Genomic DNA, 23,733 nt, shown 5'->3' with positions numbered 1-23,733 from the left:
CCATAATATTTTTAAGGGGCCTCAAATGTTTTTTGAAAATCAGTGTTATACGCATGATTCTCTAGTTATCTCATGTTTAGCTGTAATAACAACAGATTACACAATATAAACATGAAAGTAACCACAAATAGTCTCAAGACTGTTTCTCAAAAGTTTCAATGCATAAACTCATTTCACGAGGTCGAACATTGAAATGTATTATGATAGTAAATAGTCAATTGAACTGGAAAAGCTCGAACGTCAGTGAGGCTTTGAAAGCGATCACCGCCTTGGAAACAAATAAGTTTAGCGAAGTACAAAGCTTGGTAAATCAATATAAATTTAATATTCCCTTATAATAAAAAAAGAGCTAGGCCAATGCCCAGCTCGAATTTATTTAATTTTTTGGCTTAATCTACAATGTAGATTGTGATTGATTGACGACCAAATTGGTAAGTATCTGCTACGTTTTCAAAATGAACATCGATTTTATTGCCTACAATCGCGCCACCAGTATCAGCTGCACGGTAATAACCCCAACCAGGAATATAAACAGTTGTTCCTAATGGTATTACTGATGGATCTACAGCAATAACATTTGATTCATTACGTAAGTCTGTACCATCAGCCGTAAAGTTTCCTAGACCAGCTTCATTTCTTGAATAGGCTGTTGCTTCAACTGTAATTGCTGTCCCGTATACTGTTGGATCCGTTGAGTTAGCCGCTTCTTCTTCAGCTGCTAAACGCGCTGCTTCTTCTTCTGCTGCTAAACGTGCTGCTTCTTCTTCTGCTGCTAAACGTGCTGCTTCTTCTTCTGCTGCTAAACGTGCTGCTTCTTCTTCTGCTGCTAAACGTGCTGCTTCTTCTTCTGCTGCTAAACGTGCTGCTTCTTCTTCAGCTGCTAATCGTGCCGCTTCTTCTTCAGCTGCTAAACGTGCTGCTTCTTCTTCAGCTGCTAAACGTGCTGCTTCTTCTTCAGCCGCTAAATTTGCTGCTTCTTCTTCAGCTGCTAAACGTGCTGCTTCTTCTTCAGCTAAACGTGCTGCTTCTTCTTCAGCTACATATTCATTTGAGCCTTCTAATTCCCACTCAGCAATTTCTTCAATTAAATAGCCATCTTCAACAATTGTATCTTCAACAATTGTATCTTCAACTAATGTTTCTTCGGCAGCTACTGTAACTTCTTCACCATTAGGCTCAGTATAAGTTAAAGTGTGGTTTAATGCATCAAAGTATAAAACTGATCCAGCAATAATTAAATCTGGATTGGCGATTTGGTTAATTGATGCTAAGTCATTAACTGAGATGCCAGTTGCTGCAGAAATTGTTCCTAAAGTATCTCCCCATTGAATAGTATAAATTTGATTTCCAGACGCTACCACTTCATTCACTGAAGATTGAACTTCTTCAACCGAACGACTTCTCCAGCTGCCAACACTAGCACTAAAGATTGTCGATTCAAACGCGCTTACTTTCACTGTGGATAATGGTGCAATTGTTGCTGATAATGAAAAAGCGGCAACTGCTAACCTTAATGTTTTTTTCATAGAATTAGATTCTCCTTATAAATGCGTACTCTTATAAAAAAATAGAGCATTGCTTTTCTTGCATAATGTATCTTAACCCAGTCACCAACAAAAAAACAGAGTTTCAAGCTAGTTGTTAACTAGCTTTAACTCTGTTTAGTCATTTTGTTACAATATTGTAAAATACGTACGCGTACGGATGATTTTGAAATTTTTGTTACACAATTGAAATAAACCTACTATTTTAATGCTTCCATTTGATCTAAAAGGCCATCTACAAAGGAAATTGCTGTTCTTAGTGCTTCGCCATCTTTCATCGAAACACCAGCTTTTGCTGCTAATTCAATTGGGTTAAGCGTACCGCCAGCACGTAACACTTCTAACCATGATTCAATCGCTGCTTCTTCACGATTCGCAATTCTTTGACCGATTTGTGTACCGATTGTCAAACCTGCTGAATATGTATAAGAGTAAAGCCCAATAAAGTAATGTGGTTGACGCATCCAAGTTAACTCTGCACCATCATTTATTTCTACGTCTTCACCCCAGAATGTCTGTAGAGTTTCCTTGAAGAAAGCATTTAAACGTGATGCGTTTAATACATCGCCTTTTTCAATTGCAAGATATACTTTACGTTGGAAATCAGCTTCTAATAAATGTGTCACCATATTATGGAAGTAAGTTCTTGAAATAAACTCTCCGATTAGAATTCGTTTTTGTTCATTAGAAATAGGTTGATTTAATAAATATTGACACATAATCACTTCATTCGCCGTTGAAGGTGCTTCAATAAAGTAAAGACTAGCTTCAGGTGTTAAAATATTCTGGTTGCGATTCGTTAATTGGAAGTGTCCAGCATGTCCTAGTTCGTGAGCCAATACTAAAACTTCACTCATTAAGCCTGTCCAATTTAACAAAATATAAGAAGGTCCGTTATAAATGGTTGAACAGAAACCGCCAGTTGATTTTGTTTGATTCATCGGGTAGTCAATCCAACGTTCTTCAAAGGCTGTTTTAACAATGTCACTATATTCTTCACCTAAAACACTTAATGCCTCTTCAATCATTTCACGGCTATCCGCAATTGAAATGGTTGCTGCTTCAGCTGTTGAAAATGACATTTTAATATCAGCTAAACTGACTTTTTCTACTCCGTGCTCTTGCGCTAACATTCTTGCATAGCGACGCATAACTGGCGCAAACTCACTCATAATGATATCAATTTGACGATTATACGCTTCGTTTGAAACCTTTTGATCAAACAATAAGTAATCAATCGTTGTATCAAATCCTCTTAAGCTAGCCATTTTCTTTTGAGTCTGAACATAATTAATATAGTTTACTGCCGCACTATTCTCAAAGCGTCTTAAACCGTCGTGGAAAGATGCCCAAGCTTTTTTACGTACTTCCGAATTTGGGTGAACTTCATAATCTCCCTCGAATCCATTAAAGCTATTCGCATATGTTTTACCCTCTACTTCAAAATTATCAAAGGTCATATCTTGTAATTTCATTGTTAAATACTGACGATACTGATTGAAAATTGAATTATCTAAGCCACTTAAGACTTCTTCTACTTCTTGTGATAGAAACGTTTCTTTCTTACGTAATAAATCTTCTAAATATGCTTTATATTCAGCACCGGCTTCTGAATTGCTAACTGCTTCAAGAACTGCACTATCTAGTTCAACTAATTGATGTTTATAGAATGTTAGTTGCTTAGCTTGCCACTCATACAAATCTTCCATTTGGCTCATGTTAATTTCAAATGTTTCGTTTAATTTATCTGTTTCATAAGCTAAAGATGCATACGCTGACAAATGATAAAGTTGTTGGTACAAATCACCATAATCTTTTAGTGAAGCTAATAACACTTCTTCTTCAGCTAATTTTCCATTGTAAGTTTCAACAAATTGAGTAAGTTGAAGTTTAAATTTTCCTAATGCTTCTTCGTAAGTTTCTTGAGAATCAAACAATAATTCTAATTGCCATGTTTCTTCTACTGGTAACTCATGTCTTAATGGTAATTGTTGTGTCATGTTTTGTTATCTCCCTGTAAATTAATTGTAAAATCTAAATAATTGCATAGTATTAATAAAAAAACTATACTACTATCTTACGGGTTTATCATAAAAACGTCTACTTTTTTAATGTTTCATCTTAATAATATGTTTAAATATGTAATATTTATATTATTACTAAAGATTTCAGAAATGTTTCTTATTATTTTCATATATTAATGCATTTTAGTTAATTTCATTTCAAAAGTATGATAGAATATATTCCTAGTAGAGCAAAAATATTTTATTAAGAAGGGGGCTCTCTCACTATGCAAAAAATTGACGTTAAATCACCAGAAATAAAAGAGTACGTCGATGTCTTAAAACTTTTAGCTCACCCAATCAGATTTTCGATTGCTTTAACACTATACCGAAACAAAGTGTTAAACGTGGGTGCAATTCAAGAGGCTCTGGAATTACCGCAATCAACTGTGTCTCAACACATCAGTAAAATGCGTGAATCTGGAATCGTTGAAGCTGATCGCGAAGGAACTAAGATTTTCTACACATTATCTAATGAAATCGCTAATAAAGTGATTAAAAACTTAATGGCCTAATAACTACCGTCAAAAGTCTCAAACCTTAATTTAGAAGGTTTGAGGCTTTATTTATTCTCACCGAATTAATTATAAATTATAACAATTAAATTGACAGAAAAAATTAAATATTTGAACTAGGTAAAACTTTATTTATTTAATATAATTATAAATTATAAGTTTTTCTTATAGTTTCTTTTATTAAAATAATTATACTTTGGATGAGTATGAGCCCTTTAAACTTCATTTAGCAATTTTAACATGAAAATACGATATAACTTCTGTTGAATACTTAGCGTAGATCGTCGACTTGTTTACCAAAGCGGTACTAAGGGCAATCGGCGCAGCTTGCTCTGGCTGTGAGCATAGCGAAGTAGACAGAGCCTAGCCGATTGAGTTGGAAAAGCACGAACGATAATGAAGGCTTTGGAAGCGACCACCACATTGGAAAACAATAAGTTGAATGAAGTACAAAGCTTGGTAAGTCAGCATAAAACTTAGAGAACCATATATTATAAAAAAGAAGCCGTCTCACTTTCGAGACGACTTTGAATTAGTTTATACTTGCTTACGAGCGCGTAGCTCTTCGACGAAAAGTTCTAAACGTTGGAAAGCGACTTTTAGTTCTTGGATTGAATATGCGTAAGAGATACGTATAAATCCTTCACCCGATTCACCAAAGGCTGTGCCAGGTACAACTGCTACTTTTTGACTCTGAATTAATTGCATCGCAAATTCTTCAGATGATAGCCCAAACTCTGATATATTAGGAAATACATAGAAAGCTCCAAACGGTTCAAAGCATGGTAAACCTATTCGCTCCAACTCATGCATTAGAAAACGTCGACGTTGATTATAACTTTCGCGCATCGCTTCAACATCAGCATCACCATTTCTTAAGGCTGTGATTCCCGCATATTGACTCGTTGTTGGTGCAGCCATAATCGCAAACTGATGGATTTTTATCATTTCTCGCATAATTTCTTCAGGACCACAACAATAACCTAGTCGCCAACCAGTCATCGCATAAGCTTTAGAAAAACCATTGATATAAACCGTTCTTTCTAGCATGCCAGGTAAAGCAGCAATCGAAAAATGTTTAGCTTCATCATAATAAGTAAGTTCAGCATAAATTTCATCCGTGATCACCATTAAGTCATGTTCTAAAACTATTTCCGCAATGGCTTCTAAATCCTCTTTTAACATGATTGCTCCAGTTGGATTATTAGGGAAAGATAGAATCAAAACTTTCGATTTCGGTGTAATAGCTGCTCGTAATTCTTCAGCTGTCAAACGGAATTCATTTTCTTCTTTTAATGGAATAGCGACCGGAACGCCATCTGCTAACTGAATACAAGGCAAATAAGACACATAACTTGGTTCAGTAAAGATAACCTCATCACCTGGATCCAGGGTTGCTCGTAAAGCTAAATCAATTGCTTCACTTCCCCCGACCGTTACTAATACTTCTTTTTCGGGACTGTAATTGAGGTCATATTTTGCAGAGAGGGTTTCCGTAATTGCTTTTCTCAATTCCATTAGACCCGCATTGGATGTATAAAAAGTTTGACCTTTTTGTAGCGCATAAATTCCTTCATCGCGGATATGCCATGGTGTATCGAAATCTGGTTCACCTACACCTAAGGAAATAACATCTTCCATTTCACTCGCGATATCGAAAAATTTACGGATACCTGAAGGTTTAATCGTTTGAACTTTCTTATTTATGAAAGATCTCATGGACTAACCACCATCCGTTTATCCTCATCATCTTTTACAAAGATTGTATTGTGATCTTTATAGCGTTTTAATACAACGTGAGTTGCGGTCGATTGGACTTCATCAATTACCGACAAACGTGACGATACAAAATTCGCAATTTGTCGCATTGGTGCTTTCTTTAATTCAACTAAGTAGTCGTAACCACCAGAAATTAAATGCATGGCTTTTACTTCAGGAAATTGGTAAATTTTCTCAGCGATTCGGTCAAAACCTTGACCTCTTTGAGGTGTCACACGCACTTCAATCATCGCGGATACATATTCGTCATCCGTTTTTTCCCAGTTTATAATTGTATGGTAACCGGCAATAATTTTCTCATCTTCTAATTGTTTAATGGTCTCAGCAACTAATTTCTCATCGAGATTCAATAATATAGCTACTTCTTTCGACGTTAAACGACTATCTGTTTCAAGCAGTTTTAAAATATCTTCTGAATGATCCATTCTCACCACTTCTTTCATCTTTTTTCTTTGATTTCCATTATATCAGAAGCTTATCGAATAGAATACACTTAGCAAAATTTTAATTAATCACCAAATGTAATTGTTAACATACTCTTCTGCTATACGCACTGGATAAATTACTTTTCACTAACAGATGACTTATTAATGACAAGTTCTAAATAGTTTACCAAATACGATTCTCAATCGTCTTCCATAAAATTGGAGCAATTTTGATTGAATACATTAGTAGGTATTCTTTTTTTAAATGTCAAAAGAAAGCTCTGTTGAAATGGCGGCCAATCAGCATTAACATATAATCTCTCATAAACAAAAAAACTCGGACTTTTTTCGAGGACTTTAAATTCCGTTTAGCAGTTTTATTTAATTATATCGCTTTACTTTTGTTGGAATACTTAACGTAGCTCAGCAACTTTTTTTCTAAAGAGGTATAAAGGGCAATCGGCGCAGCTGCTCTGACTATGAGCATAGCGAAGTAGACAGAGCCTAGCTGATTAAGCTTTGAAAGCGACCAACGCCTTGGCAAAACAATAAGCTGAGCGAAGTAAAAATTGGAAAAGCAACATAATACTAAAAGCTCTGTTACAGAAAAAAAGCTGCCCTAATTCAAGGCAGCTTACTCATCATTTATTCAACTATTCTTCGGACCAAACTTCTTCGGTCCACTCTTCTTCCCATGCTTCTGAATCTTCAGTCCATTCATCCAACTCAAGACTTTCAACGGGTTCGAAATAAGAAGATTCATCTTCAACTGTAACCCACAATTGTAATCTTAATTCATTGAACACCTCATGGATTCTCAATGATAAATTCCCCATTTGTGTCCCTACAGCACTATAATTCCAAGGATCATCCGTGTATACAGCCAAACTATAAGAACCATATGGCGTCACAAATGTTGCCACATCATTTTGTTCAGTAGCTCCTAAGCCAGATTTATTCCAACCAGTTGTTGTATATGGAATAAATTGACGCAGAAAATTATGTGAGTTTTGATACAACTTTTCAATATACATTTCGTCCCAAGGCTCACCATTAATGCGATTATTGTATAATAAAGCAAACATTCTCGCCGCATCAGCTGGTGTAGTGTAGAAATAACCATCACGTGTATTATAATATTTTCCATCCACATACGTGTCATAGAAGCCCAATTGATGCATATGAGGTGTAATAACTTCTCCGCCTCCAACCGCATCAATCAATAGGTTAGCAGCGGTATTATCACTATAAATCGCTACTAAATCTACCAACTCATCTAAAGTGAACATTGAACCGGACGGGTAAGCCTGGATAATTCCCGCTCCAGGCACCTGATCTTCCCATGTCATTTCAATATATTGATCCGGATCTAATTCTCCAGTGCTATACTGATGATACAATTCAGCTAAGACATATATTTTCTGAGTACTTGCAGGGAAAAATGCTTGATTATTTGCGCTCACCTGACTCATTGTTTCATTATTAACAAATGACGCCCCCGCATTAGCGCTAATATTCCCTAATTCTTCATACAAGACAGCCTCAATTGTATCCAGTAATTCTTGTTCACTATAATAGGTTAAAACATAATTCGTAAATGTTTCATCTTTTTTGATCCAACCTAAATCTTCATAACCAATCATCACGTGTAGCCAATCGCCTTCTAGCGTTGAAACTTCTTCGACAACTTCCATCGGCATATCTTCAAATGATTGCGTGTTGGTTAAAAACCTTGAACCATAAGTCCCAGGTGGAGAGGTCAAGACGATTTGATCTTGTGCTTTATATAGAATACTATACTGAATTGTACGACTTTCAACCATTGTAGAAAATTCTTCGGGATCCTCAATAAAGAACGGACGATATTCATTAATAGGTATTAAAGATGATATATGGCTACGGAAGCTAAGTATCTCAGCTGCTTCTATTGATGATATCCCTAGCTCTGGTTGAACAATTCCATCATTATAGTAATACCAGCCATCAAATACTGTTGCATGCCAACCGGTATAGGGTTCATCAAATTGAAACAATCTTTCTGAACCATCTACCCAATACCAAGCAAAACCATTTAAGTTTTCTCTTTCTAATAAACGATTTTTTTGAACCAATGAAGTTGGTGAAACTTCTTTTACATTAGGACTGTAATAGAACCATGGTAAATTTTCTACTACTTTTTCCTTAACTAAGGTTTCCATTAATGGATCACCATCACGATTCCCTACGGATAAGTTTGGCCCTTCTAAACGCAATGATTCAATTAGAATTCTTTCCGTCGGATCCAAGGTAATTGGACGCGTTTGGTAAATCGGAGTTTGTTCGTAATAATTTGTTTCTTTCATTAATTTAGTTGTTTGATAATTATCTAACCAGCTATTGTAAGCTTGATGAATGTTAGGTTGAAAAAATAAGTATAAAAGTAAGCATGCAGTTACAATGCCTCCTGCTACACCGCCAATTATTAGCTTGGTTTTTCTCGACATATCTTGTTCTCCTTCATGCACAGTTTTCTTTCAATGATTAAGCCTCTGAACCTGTTATTTTAAACTTAAACTTCGGCTTAAAGAATTCAAATAGTTCTGTACTATATGACATTTCTGGCATAATTTTTTTAAATACTTCATATGGATAACGGCCACGTAAATCAATTTCATCGGCGCCACTTTGTAAGACGTTTTGTTGGATAAATCTTTCATACGTAAGTTCATCCAATTCATGTCCCTTTTCTTTAAAGATATGATGTGCAATTAATTTGAAGATATAGTCTTCCACTGCACGTTCTTTTAAAACAGTATCAATATCACCACGTAAGCCTAGCTTTAATTGTGCATAGTCATTCACAGGCAAACCTTCCTCATCAGCAAAGGCTTCAATTTGTTCTAAGTACTCTGCTACATATTCATCTCTTTCAGCAGCATTAATGACAACTTCCGTCGTTTCTCCGTAGAAAGCCAATATGTAAGGCATTAACTTATTATAGAAAGCAAATGAAATATATTCACTTTCATAATATTCTTTCGCGTATTGCTTAAAATCTGGCACAGTCGTTACGCCAGCTAAACCTAAAGCCTCGATCATATCATCACTTGCATCGCTTTCGCCATAACGATTCGCAACTTCTTCTAATAATGGTTGGATAACCTCATCCCAAGATTTAATTTCTATTTCGAAATAGTGATCCGGAACGGGGATTTCTTTTGTTGGTGTATAATATTCTACAATACTTTTCATGCTTCGCACCCTTTCTAATTAACAATTACCATATTAAAGAATTTTAACCGTTTAAACAAGCCTATTTACTGACTAATCTGGTTTTCTACCCAATATTAACAAAATATTCATAGACTTTTCATGGTCATATTTTGGCAAAATAAAAAGTAGACTAAACGTCTACTTTAAAATTTGTTTATAACACTTTATTCAAGAAATCTTGCGTTCTTTCTTCCTGCGGATTATCAAAAATATCTTCTGGTTTACCTTCTTCCACTATGTAGCCGCCATCCATAAAGACAACTCGGTCGCCTACTTCGCGCGCAAAACCCATTTCATGGGTCACAACAACCATAGTCATTCCGTCAGCTGCTAATTGCTTCATAACTTCAAGCACCTCTCCTACCATCTCAGGATCCAAAGCAGAGGTAGGTTCATCGAACAGCATAATATCCGGCTCCATCGCTAAGGCTCTAGCAATGGCCACTCTTTGTTTTTGACCTCCTGATAGCGACTTCGGAAAAGCGTCTGCTTTATCACTCAAACCTACTTGTTCTAATAATTTCAACGCTACTTCTCTTGCTTGATCCTTGGACATTTTTCCTAGTTCAAGAGGCGCTAACGTAATATTATCTTTCACTGAAAGATGCGGAAATAAATTAAATTGCTGAAAAACCATTCCTATATTTTCACGCGCCTTATTGATATCAATTTTGTGGTTCGATATATCTTTATCTGCAATTGTCACCGTCCCGCCTTGAATTTCTTCAAGGCGATTGAGACAGCGTAGCAAGGTTGATTTACCCGAACCAGATGGTCCAATAATACATACAACCTCTCCAGATGCGACCTCCATATCAATACCCTTTAAGACTTCGTTTTTCCCAAAGCTTTTCTTTAAGCCTTTGACTTTAACTGTTGACATTTCTTATACAAGCTCCTTTTCTAGACGATTCGATATTTTCGTCAATATCGTAATCAGAATAATATACATTAAACCAATAATTAACCACATATTACCTGATTGATAGGTACGTGCAATAATAATTCGTCCCGTTTGTGTCAATTCCACTAAACCAATGACAGATAAAATTGATGTATCTTTTAGCGTAATCACAAATTGATTAATAAAAGATGGAATCATAATTTTAAAAGCTTGTGGCAAAATGATTCGACGCATTGTTTTCCCATAATTAAGCCCTAAACTCCTGCCGGCTTCGGCTTGACCTTTTGCAACTGCTTGAATACCGCCTCGAACATTTTCAGCGACATAAGCAGCCGCATTTAAACTTAAGGTTAGGATTCCTGCAACACTTGCACTTAAGTTAATTCCTGTCATCTGAGGAATACCAAAGTAAATAAAGAAGGCTAAAACTAATAATGGAACGCCACGCATAATATCCACGTAAACTAAGGCAATCCCTGATAAAACAGCTGATTGTCCACTCCTCATTAAACCTATTAGAATACCAATAAACATCGCCAGTACGAATGCAACTAATGTAATCCAAATAGTGGTGACTAATCCAGAACTTAAGGCTGGCCAATTTTGTCTAATTTGCCCAAAGAAACTTGAGTCAACTGCTTCTCCACTGGATTCATTACCTAAATAAGTTGCTAAAATTTCATCATATTCTCCTGAAGCCTGAATATTTGTTAAGCCAGCATTAAACATCTCGATTAACTCTGAATTATTGCCTTTATTCACGGCAAATCCAAAAGGGATAGATTCCATTTCTTCACCAATTAAACGCAAATCAACAGTTCCAGTATTTACTGCATACTGCATTACTGGTGCATCCTCAATAACAGCGTGACTATTTCCTGCTATTACATCTTGATACATATTAACAGAATCTTCAAAGGTTGTAATACCAAATCCATATTCACCTGAAAGTCCTTGTGCGATTGCTTCACCTGTCGTTCCAATCTTCACAGCCACATTATAGCCTTTTAAATCCTCTAGTGATTCAATTTCGCTATCAGCTGCAACGGCAAACATTGATCCACCTTGAAAATATGGGTCTGAAAAATCAAACGAATCTTTTCTTTCATCCGTAATTCCCATACCAGCAATCATCCCATCAGCTTGACCACTTTCAATGGCTTGTAAGCCTGAACTAAAGGGTAATTTTATTAACTCATATTCAAAACCTTGATCTTCAGCTATAGCAGCCAATAGATCAATATCGATTCCTATCAGATTGCCTTCCCCATCTAAAAATTCAAAGGGAGCGTAGGATGTGTCGGTAACGATCGAATAAACTTTCTCCGATGGTTGTGCCTGCACTGTAACATTGCCTAACTTTTCATTTCCTAATCCGATATAACTTAGAACCAGAAAAAGAGCGACGATCAAGCGATACGTCTTTACTTTTTTCACTTTTATTCACCTCATAATTTAATCTAATTCACATTATATAACTACTTTTGAATCCGTTCAAATAATACGCATTTTAGCTCGTCAATTTCTAAGTCTGTGTTTTTGCGTATTTTTACTTTTTAATACCTAAAACCTTTGTTTTTTACCAAAATAACACCATTGGATAGACTCACTTTGAGATTCGTTTTTATTAAAGGGATTATAATAACTGTCGCTAAAATTATCCGAAAACCACAAGAAGAACAATCAAAATTATTGTGGATTCCGGATAGATATTCCGAGTTTTTTTTGGGAGGAGTTGCAAGCTGAGATGAGAAGCTACATAAATAGTGGGAATAAGACTCTAATGTGTCGACTCAGATTTTGAGTTAGCACGTTAGATAAAAAATCTAGAAATTATTGTGGATTCCAGCTTAAGATTCCGAGATTAGTCTGTGAAAAGTTGCAACCTGAGATGTCAATCTGCATAAATAGTGGGAATAAGACTCTAATGTGTCGACTGGGAATCTGAGTCGACACGTTAACCTAGTCAATGTGTCGACTCAAATTTTGAGTTAGCACATTAGAATTCGCACGAGTCAATATTCTGATATGAATTATAAATATAATGATAGTTATTTGCTAATATGTTTTTTGAATAAGCAAAGTAATGATATTTGGTCAAAAAGAAGACATTCAACTTGATGTAACATAAGATAGCTAGGGGAGATTATTTTAATCGTGTTCGAGTTATAAAAACTGGGACACGACTCGCTCCCTATTGTGCTCCAGTTTTGGAAACTGAGACATGATTCCAAGCTTATTTGAAATAATTGTGCTTGAGTTCTCCAAACTGGGACACGACTCGCTCCCTATCGTGCTCCAGTTTTCGGAACCGAGACATGATTCTATGCATTTCTAAATTAATCGTGTTCGAGTTATAAAAACTGGAACACGATTCGCTATCTATCGTGCTCCAGTTTTGGAAACTGAGACATGATTTTAATATTTTTCGTAATATAATGAATTATAAGTTTAAGGTTTATTTAATAGTGAAGATCAAGCGGTGTGTCGGTTGATGGGGCCAATCGACACGATTTCAAAGATTTGAGGTTCGTATATAATCGTCGTGAACGAAAGAGAACGACACCGCCTTGATTCCCTTGCAAGAAAAAACAGTTTGCGAGTGAGTGTGGCTTAATCTATCCGAAAGATCTAGAGAATGGGCTAACAAGTTCCCATAGGCTTAGCAAAGCACCATATGGAAGGATTCATACATGACATGAGAAAACCTCGGACGAGTCCGAGGGCTTTAAATTCCGTTTAACAGTTTTAACTTGATTTTATCGCTTTACTTCTGTTGGTATCCTCAACGTAGCTCAGCGACTTGTTTTCTATAGCGGTACAAAGGGCAATCCATCGTTAATAACCGAATAGCTTGCTCTGACTATCAATAAAGTAAGCAAAGTAGACAGAGCCTAGTCGATTCAGATGGAAAAACCCTCATAACCGTAAGGCTTTGAAGGCGACCACTGCATGGGAAAACAATCAGCTAAGCGAAGCACAAAGCTTAGTAAATCAGCGTTAAACGTATAAAGACTTGTAATACAAAAAGAAGTAGTTTAGGTTTTTTACCTAAACTACTCCTTTAATTTGTCATTATAAAACTTTATTTAAGAAATCTTGTGTTCTTGTTTCTTGAGGCGCATCAAATATCGCTTCAGGTTGACCTTCTTCAACAATGTAGCCACCATCCATGAAAATCACACGGTCGCCCACTTCACGGGCAAAGCCCATTTCGTGAGTAACAATAACCATTGTCATACCATCTTTCGCTAATTGTTGCATAACACCTAACACATCACCAACCATTTCTGGGTCTAAAGCTGATGTAGGCTCGTCAAACAACATAATGTCTGGATTCATAGCTAGAGCGCGTGCGATCGCTACACGTTGTTTTTGACCACCAGATAATGATTTAGGAAATGCTTCAGCTTTATCAGATAAACCAACTTGCGTTAGTAAAGCAATAGCCTTTGTATCTGCTTCTTTAGCATCCATAATCCCTAATTGAACAGGTGCTAAGGTAATATTTTGTTTAACGCTTAAGTGTGGGAATAAATTAAAATGCTGGAAAACCATTCCGATATTTTCTCTAGCTTTGTTTAAGTCGACATCTTTGGCACTAATATCAGTTCCGTTGATTACAACTTGCCCCCCATTAATTTCCTCTAAACGGTTTAAACAACGAAGTAATGTTGATTTACCAGACCCAGAAGGTCCTATAATACACACAACTTCTCCTTCTTCAACTGTTAAATTAATCGATTTTAACACTTCATTTGATCCGAAACTTTTTTTCAGATCCTTTACAATTACTTTAGACATTGATTATTTCTCCTTTTCTAAACGTTTCGACAACTTAGTCAATGCAGTAATAATTATTATATACATTAAACCAACAATTAGCCACATACTTCCTGATTGATAGGTACGCGCAATAATAATTTTACCAGTTTGTGTTAATTCTACCAAGCCTATTACAGATAAAATTGACGTATCTTTTAAAGTAATGACAAATTGGTTGATAAACGAAGGAACCATAATCTTAAATGCTTGTGGTAAGACAATGTGACGTAATGTTTTATTATACGGCAACCCTAAACTACGGCTAGCTTCTGATTGTCCAATCGGAACAGCTTTAATTCCCCCACGCACTATTTCTGAAATATAAGCCGCGGCATTCAAGCTCAACGTAACGATTCCAGCCAATGTTGCTGGGAATGTTAGACCTGTTAATTGAGGAATACCAAAGTAGATGAAGAATGATAAAACCAATAATGGAATACCACGCATGATATCTACATATAATAATGCAATAAATTTCAGAATACTATTCTGTCCAGCACTCATGATACCCAGTGCAATTCCTAAAATCATCGCAATCACAATCGAAACAAGCGTTACCCAAACAGTTGTCCATAATCCATCCATCAGTGGACGCCAATTTGAAGTAATTTGTCCAATAAACGTACTTCTTGAAGATGTTGTCTCTGCTTCAGATTCAGTCGATTCTACCGCATCTTCGGTTGCTGTATAAAGTGAGATAATCTCATCATACTCACCTGATGCTTGTAAGTTAGCTAAACCTTGATTGAAGGCAGTTAATAAATCTTGATTCTGATCTTTAAGAACTGCGAAACCATAAGAACCTACTGAGAATGTCTCATCCAACAATCTCAAGTCTACATCGCCCTCTTTAATGGTGTAAGCCATAACCGGGAAATCCTCAATAAGAGCCGCACTATTACCTGCTAATACATCCTCAATCACATTCGCTGAGTCTTCAAAAATCGCAATCTCAAAGTTGTATTCATCTTTAAGTCGCTCAGCTAAGTCGGCACCTTGTGTCCCAGTCTTAACCGCGACGCGCAAGCCATCTAGATCTTCTAAAGTTTGAATCTCACTATCGGGTTTAACTGCGAAAGATAATTCACTGTCAAAATATGGCTCTGAAAAGTCAAAGCTTTCTTGACGTGCTTCTGTGATACTCATTCCAGCAATCACGCCATCTGCTTGGCCACTTTCTAAAGCTTGAACAGCAGCATTAAAACCTAGCACTTTCATATCATATTCGAAACCTTGATTTTCAGCGATAGCTGCCATCAAGTCCATATCAATTCCAACTAAATTACCCTCATCATCAACGAATTCAAATGGTGCATAAGTTTGATCTGTTGCAATGATGTATTTCTTCGTATGCTCAATTGCAACATCTTCAGTTTCTGTTTGAGTCACTGCAGCATCGCCTAAGTAAGTAGCTAAGATTTCATCATACTCTCCTGATGCTTGAATATTTGCTAAACCTTGGTTAAAAGCTGCAACTAAAGCTGGGTTAGCACCTGGACTTGTCGCAAAACCGTAAGAACCAATATCAAACGTTTCTGCTAACTGACGTAAATCTAAGTTTCCATCGTTAATTGCATACGCCATTACTGGGAAGTCCTCGACTGCAGCATCACTATTGCCAACAATCACATCTTGGTACATGTTGACTGAGTCTTCGAACGTAACCACCGTAAAGCCGTACTCGTCTTTTAAGGAGTCTGCTAATTCAGCACCTTGAGTACCTGTTTTAACAGCAACACGTTTACCCTCTAAGTCCGATAAAGTTTGAATTTCACTATCCGTTTTAACTGCAAACGATAAGCTACTATTATAATAAGCCTCTGAGAAATCAAACGCTTCTTGACGTTCTGGTGTAATACTCATCCCTGCAATCACACCGTCTACTTGTTTACTCTCTAATGCTTGAACCGCTGCGTTGAAACCTAACGCTTTGACTTCGTATTCGAAACCTTGATCTTCAGCAATCGCTGCTAATAGATCCATATCGATTCCGACCATGTCTCCGTCTTCATTGACGAATTCAAATGGTGCGAAAGTTGTATCAGTTGCGATAACATATTTCTTCGTATGTTCTAAAGCAGTATCCGCTTCGTCTGAACTAGTTTCGACTGCCTCGCCTAAGTAAGTAGCTAAAATTTCATCATACTTACCTGATGCTTGAATATTTGCTAAACCTTCATTGAAGGCTGCTACTAATTCTGGGTTCTCTCCTGGGCTTGTCGCAAAGCCATAAGAACCAATATCAAATGTTTCTTCCAATTGACGTAAAGCTAATTTTCCATCATTAATTGCATAAGCCATTACTGGGAAGTCTTCCACTGCTGCATCACTATTGCCAACAATCACATCTTGGTACATGTTGACTGAGTCTTCAAACGTAACCACCGTAAAGCCATACTCGTCTTTTAATGAGTCTGCTAATTCAGCACCTTGAGTACCTGTTTTAACAGCAACACGTTTACCATCTAAGTCCGATAAAGTTTGAATTTCACTATCCGTTTTAACTGCAAACGATAAGCTACTATTGTAATAAGCCTCTGAGAAATCAAACGCTTCTTGACGTTCTGGTGTAATACTCATCCCTGCAATCACACCGTCTACTTGTTTACTCTCTAATGCTTGAACCGCTGCGTTGAAACCTAACGCTTTGACTTCGTATTCGAAACCTTGATCTTCAGCTATCGCTGCTAATAAATCCATATCAATTCCGACCATGTCGCCGGCTTCATTGACGAATTCAAAAGGTGCGAAAGTTGTGTCGGTTGCGATAATATATTTTTCTTTCGTTTGTGCATCAACTGTCTGCACTGAATGATTAGCAGTAATCGTTAGTACACCTAACATAGATAAGCATGCCATCACAAAGGCTAATAATTTAGCTTTTTTCATAATCCACCTCATAATACACTTTTTTTATGTGATTAAGTATATAATTAAAAACTGATGAGCGCAATTTCACTTTAACATCATTTGTTATATAATGTGACATGAAATAGCAATTTTATCACAAAAGTATCAAATACTTTCAGTTTTTTTCGATTTATTTGATAGATTTAAGGCAATATTGTCACTTTATCAGAAAGAAATTCTTGTGTTAGAATCCTCAGCGTAGATCAATGAATTGTTTTCCATAGCGGTACAAAGGGCTATCGGCGTAGCTTGCTCTGTCTATGAGCAAAGCGAAGTAGACAGAGCCTAGCCGATTGAGATGGAAAAGCACGAACGTCAGTGAGGCTTTGAAAGCGACCACCGCCTTGGAAAACAATCAGCTGAGCGAAGTACAAAGATTGGTAAATCAACATAAAACTTATAAAACAAAAACGCTCATAATCCGAATTGGACGATGAGCGCTTTAAAGTTTGAAATTATCGTTATTAATTTGAAGATAATTTAAAGAAATCTGCTGGGGCATCAATATTGAAGCTCATTATCTTGCCCGTTACTGGGTGTTCAAAAACTAGACTTGTCGCATGAAGCCCTAAACGTTTCATTGGATTATCAGTCGCACCATACTTTTTATCACCCACAATAGAATGGCCTAAGTCTTGCATATGGACACGAATTTGGTTTTTTCTACCTGTTTCTAAGTTAACTTTTAACAAAGTAAATTGACGATTACCTTGAATTTTTTCATAGTTAGTGATAGCTAACTTGCCACCATTGTTATGTTGACTAGAGTAAACTTTTAATGTTTTGCTCTCAGTTAACCAAGATTTCAGTTGACCTTTTTCGCGGCTAATAATTCCCTCAACAAGAGCAGTATAAGTACGCTCCTTCACTGATTTTTGCCAGTTAGACTGTAACTTAGTTTTCACTTCTTCAGTCTTAGCAAAGACCATCACACCAGATGTATCTCTATCCAAACGGTGAACGATAAATATACGACTGTTTGGATTAGTTGACTTCACATAGTCAGACAATTGACGGTATGCTGTCGGTTCATTTGGATTCTTTCCTGACATCGACAAAACTCCGGCTGCTTTATTTATGACAATAATTGCATCATCTTCATGTATAATTTTTACCCCTTGAAAACGATAGTCAGCTTCTACTTTCTGAGCCTTCGTAATTTCAACTACTTGTCCTATCTGTAAAGGATGATTAAATTGCTTGACTACTTTTCCTTCCACGATGACTTGTGAATAGGCAAGTAGATTCTTAACTTTCTTACGACTCACCTGAGGAAGCTCTGCCAATAAAAACTCTAACAAACCTTCTTCTCTTTCTACTTTTAAACGCTTTTGTACCATGGGCGCACCGCTTTCTTTCTTAATTGTCTCATTAGTATAGCAGATAAATTGCCTAATGTTTGTTATAATTAAAAAAAGTAATGAAAGACAAGGAGAAATTCTATTTATGAATCATAACGATCGACTGACTCGACTTCGCTATGCTTTGAATATCAAAGACGAGGACATGGTTGAAATATTTGCCTTAGGTGGACATTCAGTCACGCCAGAAGAAATAAGAGCTATGTTAAAGAAACAAACACCCGACACACTCGATGAAACTTCAACTGAGGAAGACAAATACAAAGAAAATGTTTATGAATTAACATTAGAAAATGAAGCTTTTGAGCGCTTTTTGAACGGACTCATCACCTCACAAAGAGGCAGCAAAGATGACCAAAAACTTGTTTTAGAGTTAACCGAAAAGAACGCTAACAATTTAATGTTGAAAAAAATTAAGATCGCGCTCTCTTTAACGAGTGATGACCTATTAGATATGCTAGAAGACGAAGGTGTCTTTTTATCCAAAAGTGAACTGAGCGCCGTACTTAGACGTGAAGGCCATCGTAACTATAAAGTTTGTGGCGATCGTTATATCCGTAACTTCCTCAAAGCCTTAGCTAAACAATACCGCAATCAATAGAATGGAGGATTATCAATGGCAGCAAATGAATTAACAGAATTATTGAATATTACTTTAGTCGCCAAGCGTAAAGTCCCTAGCCAAATAGAAGATTTATTTATTCCTGGAGAAGTAGCGGATGCGGCCTACTCTACCTTGAGAGATACTGTTGTTTTTACAAATAATCGTTTAATTATTTTAGATACACAGGGAGTCACTGGCACAAAGAAAGAATTCTATAGCATTCCTTATCGCTCCATTGATATGTGGTCCGTTGAAACTTCTGGTATTCTAGATATTAATGGAGAAATCGATCTTTGGACTAAAGTTGGTCACATCAAGATTCAACTCCGTAAAGGAATCAGTGTCAAAGAAATCGATACACTGATTGCTAAATCTGTTTTAAACTATTCATAATATACCCACCAGGGTACCAAAGCGTTTGACTTCATTGAATTCAGACGCTTTTTTATTTATTCCATTGCCAAAAAATACGCCTACTTTTGAGGTAGTATTTTGGCATTATTGACACAATCGGGTTGACAAGACTCTTTATTTATTGTTTAATATACCCATACGGGTATGAGTATATAAAAAGGAGTCGAAAATATTATGAAAAAAATCATCATTGTTGGTGGCGTTGCTGGCGGAATGTCTGCGGCTACACGCCTGAGACGTTTAATGGAAGATGCTGAGATTATTGTGATGGAAAAAGGTCCTTATGTGTCATTCGCGAACTGCGGCCTACCTTATCATATTTCGGGCGAAATTGGCGAAAGAGCTGATTTAATCGTCCAAACTGCTGATGCATTGCATGATCGCTTTAATTTAGACATTCGTACTGAGCACGAAGTCATCGGTATTAATCCAGATAACAAAACAGTTAAAGTGAAATTCCAGGATAAAATTCTAACTGAAAGTTACGATGAACTAATCCTTTCACCTGGAGCAAAACCATTTGTGCCTGAAATTACTGGTTTAGCAGAAGCAAGCAATGTTTATACTTTGAGAAATGTCCCTGACTTAGATTTAATTATGCAGCAATTAGTGAATGCAAAGGAAGCCGTTGTGGTCGGAGCCGGTTTTATAGGTTTAGAGATGGCAGAAAATCTTGTAAAAAGAGGTTTGCGAGTTACACTTATTGAAATGGCACCGCAAGTATTGCCACCTTTAGATGAAGAAATGGCTAAATATGTTGAAAATGAACTGAAACTTAATGGTGTAAAAGTTATTACAGGGCATACAGTAAAAGAATTTAAACAAAACGGTCGCAGAGTTGAATTAACAAACGGTGAGGTCATAGTATCAGACTTAACGATTATGTCTGTTGGCGTTCAACCAGAAAATCAACTTGCGCAATCAGCTGGTATTGAACTCGGAATGCGTGGTGGAATCGTCGTAAATGATTATTATCAAACGAATATTGATCATATTTATGCAGTAGGTGATGCCATTATTGTGAAACAACAAATTACCAATAGCGATGCTATGATTGCTTTAGCATCTCCAGCAAATCGTCAGGGTCGACAAGTAGCTGATGTCATTGCAGGTATGCAGCGCACAAATCAAGGTAGTATTGGTACAGCCATTGTTCGCGTCTTTAACTTAACTGCTGCATCGACTGGTTTAAGTGAAAGAGCTGCCAAACTAAATAATCAAAAGTTTAATGCCCTTCACATTACCGGCAAAGATCACGCTGGCTATTATCCAGGTGCAACAAATTTAACATTAAAATTAATCTTCAATCCTGATAATGGTCAAATTCTAGGAGCGCAAGCCTTAGGTGAAAAAGGTGTTGATAAACGCATTGATATAATTGCGACAGCGATTAAAGGTAATTTGACGATTTATGATTTACCAGAATTAGAGTTCACTTATGCTCCACCATTTGGCTCAGCAAAAGACCCCGTCAATATGATTGGCTACGCAGCGATTAATGTCGCAGAAGGCTTAAGTCATACAGTTGCTTGGCACGAATTGAATAGCCACTTAGAAAACGGAGCCCAAGTCTTAGATGTTCGTTCTATGGACGAACTAGCTTTAGGTCAATACAAAAACGCGATTCATATTCCTGTTAATGACTTACGTGACCGTATGAATGAATTAAATCCTAATCAACCCTATATTATCTCATGTGCAAGTGGCGCACGCAGTTACATCGCAGAAAGAATCTTAAGACAACATGATTTCACGGTCGCAAACTTAGACGGTGGCTTCCAGATATACAATACTATGAAACCAGAGGAAATATTACATGAAAACAATTAGTTCTGATGAATTTTATCAAAAAACGAAACAAAGCAATTTAACTATTATTGATGTTCGCGAAAAAAATGAGTTTGTTAACGGGCATATCCCTAATTCAATAAACCTTCCCTTAACTACCTTAGCTTTTAATACTAAATCCTTAAGTAAAGATACTGAATATTATTTGGTTTGCGCTTCAGGGTCACGATCAAATATGGCTGCTTCAGCTTTATCAAAATTAGGTTATAATGTAACTAACGTCATGGGTGGAGTGTCAACCTGGAAAGGAGCATTAATTCGATAATGTCCTGTGATAAGAATATTATCAATCGCTTAAAACGTGCCGAAGGCCAATTAAGAGGTATACAAAAGATGATTGATGAAGAAAAAGAGTGTGTCGACATCGTGACACAACTAACAGCTGTTCGTTCAAGCATTGATCGTGTAATGGGGCTAATTGTTGCTGAAAATTTAAGAGACTGCCTAAACACCCCAAGTAATGATCCAAGCATACAAGAAAAGAAAATTGAACAAGCTGTCCAAATGATTATTAAAAAATAAAAAATACTTCGTGCTTACAGAACTCCAATAAAGGTATCTGTAGGTACGAAGTATTTTGGCATATTTTGTAAAGAAAATTTTTTTCTTCTATTATATAGTGGCTTTATATTGCTTTCCTTTGAAATAAGCAACTAGCCAAGTAGACATTGTGACAATGGATAATATTAATAAAACGATCCAGGCTGTCGTGTAAGCACCCGTTAAACTAAAGCTATAAGTAACCATTAATGAGTCGTTTGACCTAACTAAGTATAGTCCACCCGACATTGAGTCCAAAGTCTTACCAAAGTCTTAATTTGAAAAGAAAGTTGAAGCAAGTAATGTCCGAATTACTGTTTCGATTGCATTCCCTAGTCAAAAAATAATATCTATAATTTAAGCAACTGGTATATAATCTAAAAATATTGACGCTACATTTGTTAATATAAGCTATTTACTCCCCTAATAATGCTCGAACAATGCCAAAATAAAAAAGCCTCTTACCGAAGTAAGAAGCTTTCCATCAAGTTAGACATTATAATACCGGTGGCCGGGGTCGAACCGGCACGCCCGTGAGGGCACAGGATTTTGAGTCCAGCGCGTCTGCCTATTCCGCCACACCGGCATAAATAATTCAGTTGTAGCTAAGGCGGTGATCGGATTTGAACCGACGAATGAGGGTTTTGCAGACCCGTGCCTTACCACTTGGCTACACCGCCAAATTATCAATAAATAAAAAAAAACTGGGGTAGCTGGATTCGAACCAACGAATGACAGAGTCAAAGTCTGTTGCCTTACCGCTTGGCTATACCCCAATAATATTAAAAATAGGCGACTGATGGGAATCGAACCCACGAATGTCGGATCCACAAACCGATGCGTTAACCACTTCGCCACAATCGCCAGAATTAAACCTTTGAATAGGTAACAGGGACTGTAGGAATCGAACCCACACTAACGGTTTTGGAGACCGTTGTTCTACCGTTAAACTAAGTCCCTAGTAGTAAGAAGAACAAGTTAAATCCCCTACTATTCAAATAATGGAGGGGGGCAGATTCGAACTGCCGAACCCGAAGGAGCGGATTTACAGTCCGCCGCGTTTAGCCACTTCGCTACCCCTCCATATGGCCTGAGACGGATTTGAACCGCCGACACCTTGAGCTTCAATCAAGTGCTCTACCAACTGAGCTATCAGGCCAAACGGTCCGGACGGGATTTGAACCCGCGATCTCCTGCGTGACAGGCAAGCATGTTAACCCCTACACCACCGGACCAGTTTGGTAAATGGAGGATGACGGGATCGAACCGCCGACATCCTGCTTGTAAGGCAGACGCTCTCCCAGCTGAGCTAATCCTCCATGGATATTTAATTTTAATGACCCGTACGGGATTCGAACCCGTGTTACCGCCGTGAAAGGGCGGTGTCTTAACCGCTTGACCAACGGGCCAGTTTTAAGTTGATACGGAGAGTAAGGGATTCGAACCCTTGAGGCGATGTTACTCACCTACTCGATTTCCAATCGTGCTCCTTCGGCCAGCTCGGACAACTCTCCAGACTAACCTTATCACTCCGCAAGTAGGGCTCGAACCTACGACATCATGATTAACAGTCATGCGCTCTACCAACTGAGCTATTGCGGAATAACATAGTACACTTGCGCGGCGACGTCCTACTCTCACAGGACCAAAGGTCCAACTACCATCGGCGCTAAGAAGCTTAACTGCTGTGTTCGGCATGGGAACAGGTGTGTCCTTCTTGCCATCATCACCACACAGTGCGTATGTTAT

Annotated in this window: 17 protein-coding genes, 12 tRNA genes and 1 rRNA gene; 6 read left to right on the top strand and 24 right to left on the bottom strand. The window is 37.2% G+C overall.

Annotated elements, in window-relative coordinates; genetic code table 11:
* Nucleotides 1-389 precede the first annotated feature (389 nt).
* Both GF867_RS13875 and pepF read right to left on the bottom strand, forming a co-directional pair.
* Nucleotides 390-1,526, bottom strand: a complete 1,137-nt coding sequence (locus GF867_RS13875; RefSeq protein ID WP_216650298.1) for a 3D domain-containing protein — start codon at nt 1,524-1,526, stop codon at nt 390-392.
* A 218-nt stretch (nt 1,527-1,744) separates the two neighbouring features.
* On the bottom strand, nt 1,745-3,544 hold the full coding sequence (pepF, locus tag GF867_RS12095) for an oligoendopeptidase F (protein ID WP_153833354.1): 1,800 nt from the start codon (nt 3,542-3,544) through the stop codon (nt 1,745-1,747).
* Between the two features lie 290 nt (nt 3,545-3,834).
* Between pepF and GF867_RS12090 the strand changes: the two genes are divergently transcribed.
* Nucleotides 3,835-4,122, top strand: a complete 288-nt coding sequence (locus GF867_RS12090; protein ID WP_153833353.1) for an ArsR/SmtB family transcription factor — start codon at nt 3,835-3,837, stop codon at nt 4,120-4,122.
* A gap of 537 nt (nt 4,123-4,659) precedes the next feature.
* Here the strand turns inward: GF867_RS12090 and GF867_RS12085 are convergent.
* The 9 genes from GF867_RS12085 to GF867_RS12045 form a co-directional block, all read right to left on the bottom strand.
* Nucleotides 4,660-5,841, bottom strand: a complete 1,182-nt coding sequence (locus GF867_RS12085) for a pyridoxal phosphate-dependent aminotransferase (RefSeq protein WP_153833352.1) — start codon at nt 5,839-5,841, stop codon at nt 4,660-4,662.
* The gene (locus GF867_RS12080; protein ID WP_153833351.1) at nt 5,838-6,326 is read right to left on the bottom strand and encodes an Lrp/AsnC family transcriptional regulator; all 489 of its coding nucleotides are present in this window, start codon (nt 6,324-6,326) and stop codon (nt 5,838-5,840) included. Before GF867_RS12080 ends, GF867_RS12085 begins: the two co-directional genes overlap by 4 nt.
* Nucleotides 6,327-6,979: 653 nt before the next feature.
* A complete protein-coding gene (locus GF867_RS12075; RefSeq protein WP_153833350.1) occupies nt 6,980-8,809 on the bottom strand; it encodes a serine hydrolase in 1,830 nt (609 codons plus the stop codon).
* Nucleotides 8,810-8,846: 37 nt separating this feature from the next.
* On the bottom strand, nt 8,847-9,557 hold the full coding sequence (locus GF867_RS12070; protein WP_153833349.1) for a hypothetical protein: 711 nt from the start codon (nt 9,555-9,557) through the stop codon (nt 8,847-8,849).
* 175 nt (nt 9,558-9,732) lie between these two features.
* A complete protein-coding gene (locus GF867_RS12065) occupies nt 9,733-10,461 on the bottom strand; it encodes an amino acid ABC transporter ATP-binding protein (protein ID WP_153833348.1) in 729 nt (242 codons plus the stop codon).
* Between the two features lie 3 nt (nt 10,462-10,464).
* On the bottom strand, nt 10,465-11,925 hold the full coding sequence (locus GF867_RS12060) for an ABC transporter substrate-binding protein/permease (protein ID WP_436718608.1): 1,461 nt from the start codon (nt 11,923-11,925) through the stop codon (nt 10,465-10,467).
* A gap of 1,632 nt (nt 11,926-13,557) precedes the next feature.
* Nucleotides 13,558-14,286 (bottom strand): amino acid ABC transporter ATP-binding protein, encoded by a 729-nt coding sequence (locus GF867_RS12055; RefSeq protein WP_153833347.1) that lies wholly within the window; start codon nt 14,284-14,286, stop codon nt 13,558-13,560.
* Between the two features lie 3 nt (nt 14,287-14,289).
* Nucleotides 14,290-17,196 carry an ABC transporter substrate-binding protein/permease gene (locus GF867_RS12050; protein WP_172974025.1) on the bottom strand — a complete coding sequence of 969 codons (2,907 nt, stop codon included), beginning with the start codon at nt 17,194-17,196 and terminating at the stop codon, nt 14,290-14,292.
* A 485-nt stretch (nt 17,197-17,681) separates the two neighbouring features.
* On the bottom strand, nt 17,682-18,557 hold the full coding sequence (locus tag GF867_RS12045) for an RluA family pseudouridine synthase (protein WP_153833345.1): 876 nt from the start codon (nt 18,555-18,557) through the stop codon (nt 17,682-17,684).
* A gap of 106 nt (nt 18,558-18,663) precedes the next feature.
* Between GF867_RS12045 and GF867_RS12040 the strand changes: the two genes are divergently transcribed.
* From GF867_RS12040 to GF867_RS12020, 5 genes are all read left to right on the top strand, one after another.
* Nucleotides 18,664-19,179, top strand: coding sequence for a YehS family protein (locus GF867_RS12040; RefSeq protein ID WP_153833344.1), 516 nt, complete (start codon nt 18,664-18,666; stop codon nt 19,177-19,179).
* Nucleotides 19,180-19,194: 15 nt separating this feature from the next.
* On the top strand, nt 19,195-19,575 hold the full coding sequence (locus tag GF867_RS12035; RefSeq protein WP_153833343.1) for a PH domain-containing protein: 381 nt from the start codon (nt 19,195-19,197) through the stop codon (nt 19,573-19,575).
* A 195-nt stretch (nt 19,576-19,770) separates the two neighbouring features.
* Nucleotides 19,771-21,426 carry an FAD-dependent oxidoreductase gene (locus GF867_RS12030; RefSeq protein WP_153833342.1) on the top strand — a complete coding sequence of 552 codons (1,656 nt, stop codon included), beginning with the start codon at nt 19,771-19,773 and terminating at the stop codon, nt 21,424-21,426.
* Nucleotides 21,413-21,709: a rhodanese-like domain-containing protein gene (locus GF867_RS12025; protein WP_153833341.1), complete on the top strand. Its 297-nt coding sequence runs from the start codon at nt 21,413-21,415 to the stop codon at nt 21,707-21,709. Before GF867_RS12030 ends, GF867_RS12025 begins: the two co-directional genes overlap by 14 nt.
* A complete protein-coding gene (locus GF867_RS12020) occupies nt 21,709-21,966 on the top strand; it encodes a metal-sensitive transcriptional regulator (protein WP_153833340.1) in 258 nt (85 codons plus the stop codon). The genes GF867_RS12025 and GF867_RS12020 overlap by 1 nt, the downstream gene beginning before the upstream one ends.
* 520 nt (nt 21,967-22,486) lie before the next feature.
* On the opposite strand, the gene GF867_RS12015 is transcribed toward GF867_RS12020, so the two are convergent.
* The 13 genes from GF867_RS12015 to rrf all read right to left on the bottom strand — a co-directional run bounded on the left by GF867_RS12015 (nt 22,487) and on the right by rrf (nt 23,718).
* A tRNA-Leu gene (locus GF867_RS12015) sits at nt 22,487-22,570 on the bottom strand.
* 22 nt (nt 22,571-22,592) lie between these two features.
* A tRNA-Cys gene (locus tag GF867_RS12010) sits at nt 22,593-22,664 on the bottom strand.
* 24 nt (nt 22,665-22,688) lie between these two features.
* A tRNA-Gln gene (locus GF867_RS12005) sits at nt 22,689-22,760 on the bottom strand.
* Nucleotides 22,761-22,775: 15 nt separating this feature from the next.
* Nucleotides 22,776-22,848 (bottom strand) — tRNA-His (locus GF867_RS12000).
* A gap of 25 nt (nt 22,849-22,873) precedes the next feature.
* A tRNA-Trp gene (locus GF867_RS11995) sits at nt 22,874-22,944 on the bottom strand.
* Between the two features lie 42 nt (nt 22,945-22,986).
* A tRNA-Tyr gene (locus GF867_RS11990) sits at nt 22,987-23,067 on the bottom strand.
* A gap of 3 nt (nt 23,068-23,070) precedes the next feature.
* Nucleotides 23,071-23,143, bottom strand: a tRNA-Phe gene (locus GF867_RS11985).
* A 3-nt stretch (nt 23,144-23,146) separates the two neighbouring features.
* A tRNA-Asp gene (locus tag GF867_RS11980) sits at nt 23,147-23,219 on the bottom strand.
* Between the two features lie 11 nt (nt 23,220-23,230).
* Nucleotides 23,231-23,303: transfer RNA gene (locus tag GF867_RS11975), tRNA-Val, on the bottom strand.
* A gap of 18 nt (nt 23,304-23,321) precedes the next feature.
* Nucleotides 23,322-23,393: transfer RNA gene (locus GF867_RS11970), tRNA-Glu, on the bottom strand.
* 15 nt (nt 23,394-23,408) lie between these two features.
* Nucleotides 23,409-23,498, bottom strand: a tRNA-Ser gene (locus GF867_RS11965).
* Between the two features lie 15 nt (nt 23,499-23,513).
* Nucleotides 23,514-23,586, bottom strand: a tRNA-Asn gene (locus tag GF867_RS11960).
* A gap of 16 nt (nt 23,587-23,602) precedes the next feature.
* Nucleotides 23,603-23,718, bottom strand: a 5S ribosomal RNA gene (gene rrf / locus GF867_RS11955).
* Between the last annotated feature and the right edge of the window lie 15 nt (nt 23,719-23,733).

Origin of the sequence: Fundicoccus ignavus (assembly GCF_009659375.1) — a bacterium.
Lineage (GTDB): Bacteria > Bacillota > Bacilli > Lactobacillales > Aerococcaceae > Fundicoccus > Fundicoccus ignavus.
Note: the sequence above shows the minus strand (reverse complement) of the source record. Positions and strands in the feature narration are given on the sequence as shown.

Excerpts from the sequence above, each read along its gene's own strand:
- GF867_RS13875 (WP_216650298.1), bottom strand. The coding sequence starts at position 1,526 with ATGAAAAAAACATTAAGGTTAGCAGTTGCCGCTTTTTCATTATCAGCA.
- pepF (WP_153833354.1), bottom strand. The coding sequence starts at position 3,544 with ATGACACAACAATTACCATTAAGACATGAGTTACCAGTAGAAGAAACA.
- GF867_RS12090 (WP_153833353.1), top strand. The coding sequence starts at position 3,835 with ATGCAAAAAATTGACGTTAAATCACCAGAAATAAAAGAGTACGTCGAT.
- GF867_RS12085 (WP_153833352.1), bottom strand. The coding sequence starts at position 5,841 with ATGAGATCTTTCATAAATAAGAAAGTTCAAACGATTAAACCTTCAGGT.
- GF867_RS12080 (WP_153833351.1), bottom strand. The coding sequence starts at position 6,326 with ATGGATCATTCAGAAGATATTTTAAAACTGCTTGAAACAGATAGTCGT.
- GF867_RS12075 (WP_153833350.1), bottom strand. The coding sequence starts at position 8,809 with ATGTCGAGAAAAACCAAGCTAATAATTGGCGGTGTAGCAGGAGGCATT.
- GF867_RS12070 (WP_153833349.1), bottom strand. The coding sequence starts at position 9,557 with ATGAAAAGTATTGTAGAATATTATACACCAACAAAAGAAATCCCCGTT.
- GF867_RS12065 (WP_153833348.1), bottom strand. The coding sequence starts at position 10,461 with ATGTCAACAGTTAAAGTCAAAGGCTTAAAGAAAAGCTTTGGGAAAAAC.
- GF867_RS12055 (WP_153833347.1), bottom strand. The coding sequence starts at position 14,286 with ATGTCTAAAGTAATTGTAAAGGATCTGAAAAAAAGTTTCGGATCAAAT.
- GF867_RS12050 (WP_172974025.1), bottom strand. The coding sequence starts at position 17,196 with ATGAAAAAAGCTAAATTATTAGCCTTTGTGATGGCATGCTTATCTATG.
- GF867_RS12045 (WP_153833345.1), bottom strand. The coding sequence starts at position 18,557 with ATGGTACAAAAGCGTTTAAAAGTAGAAAGAGAAGAAGGTTTGTTAGAG.
- GF867_RS12040 (WP_153833344.1), top strand. The coding sequence starts at position 18,664 with ATGAATCATAACGATCGACTGACTCGACTTCGCTATGCTTTGAATATC.
- GF867_RS12035 (WP_153833343.1), top strand. The coding sequence starts at position 19,195 with ATGGCAGCAAATGAATTAACAGAATTATTGAATATTACTTTAGTCGCC.
- GF867_RS12030 (WP_153833342.1), top strand. The coding sequence starts at position 19,771 with ATGAAAAAAATCATCATTGTTGGTGGCGTTGCTGGCGGAATGTCTGCG.
- GF867_RS12025 (WP_153833341.1), top strand. The coding sequence starts at position 21,413 with ATGAAAACAATTAGTTCTGATGAATTTTATCAAAAAACGAAACAAAGC.
- GF867_RS12020 (WP_153833340.1), top strand. The coding sequence starts at position 21,709 with ATGTCCTGTGATAAGAATATTATCAATCGCTTAAAACGTGCCGAAGGC.